Here is a 1,086-nt window from a genome sequence, read left to right on the forward strand (position 1 = left end):
CCGTCCAGCAGCACCACCCCGCCACCCTTTCGGGCGATCTTCTTCAGCGCGCGGTCCAGTCTGGGGGCGCGGGCGGCCAGCAGGCCGACGACCTCGCGCACCCACCGGGTGACGGTGGTGCGGTGTATCCCGTTTCCGCCGGCGAGATCGCCGGGCCGCTGGTCACAGCGCAGTACCGCCAGCACGATGCCGGCGATCTTCCCCGCGGGCAGGGCCCGCCACCGCGAGCCGATCTTCTTCAAGTGGCCGCGTATCACCGTGGCGAGGTGGTTCAGGGTGGCGCTCGACAGCGGCAGGCGGGCGGTGTAGACAAGGCCGTCAGGGCCCTCGGCGGGGCTGGTGTTGTTCTTCACAAAACACGTCAACTGCCGTCGGGGGCCCGCTGGTTACGCCCCGATGTCCCGTCCCGGTGTGGCTACCGGCGTGCGGTGAACCGTCCGTCGGGTCGTTTGTGCAGCCAGCCACGATCGGCGAGCTTGGTCATCTTCGCCCGCAGCGGCTCCAGCTTCCCGCGCACCGCCACCTCAAGTCCCAGCTCCTCGCCCACCGCCCGGACCTGCACCGGGCCGTCCGCGGCCCGCACGATCGCCAGGATCTTGCGGTAATCGCCGGGCAGCGCGGCCTGGTCAAGGCCCTCGCCGCGGTGCGGGATCAGCAGGACCGCTCGCCCCGCCACCCGGGCGGGCGCCGGGGAGGCGACCACGGCGGCTTCCGCTTCGGCCCGGTCCTGTTCGGCCAGCCGGTTCAGGACCCGCTCGGCGACCAGCAGTTCCTCCCGCTCGGCCTGGACCTCCTGAAGCTGCTTGGCCAACTCCTCGGCGAGTGTGTCCAGTTCACTCCGGCGAGCGATGATCCGCTCCAGGTCTCCCATACCCTGCACCCTCCCGCGATCTCACCGCGTACCGCCCCGGTCACGGATCGTAGGAGCGGTCCCGGGACGAGCGCAGCGGAACCCGAGAACCGCCTCAGCCGACAGGGCAGACGATCTTCACCATGGACACCCGCCGCCGACCAGCGCGAGCACGGCAACTCGCCCGCACACCAGCCCACCTCACCTGCACGTTTCACGATGCACAGTGCTCAATG

At 70.7% G+C, this 1,086-nt stretch carries 1 protein-coding gene and 1 pseudogene; both read right to left on the reverse strand.

Annotation, left to right across the window (positions count from 1 at the left end; translation table 11 throughout):
• Positions 1-353: pseudogene (locus MTQ10_RS30665) on the reverse strand (IS5/IS1182 family transposase); the annotation flags it as partial.
• 62 nt (positions 354-415) lie between these two features.
• A complete protein-coding gene (locus MTQ10_RS30670) occupies positions 416-871 on the reverse strand; it encodes a hypothetical protein (protein WP_167998797.1) in 456 nt (151 codons plus the stop codon).
• Positions 872-1,086 lie beyond the last annotated feature (215 nt).

It is taken from the genome of Streptomyces sp. XM83C (assembly GCF_023072675.1).
GTDB lineage: Bacteria > Actinomycetota > Actinomycetes > Streptomycetales > Streptomycetaceae > Streptomyces > Streptomyces thermocoprophilus.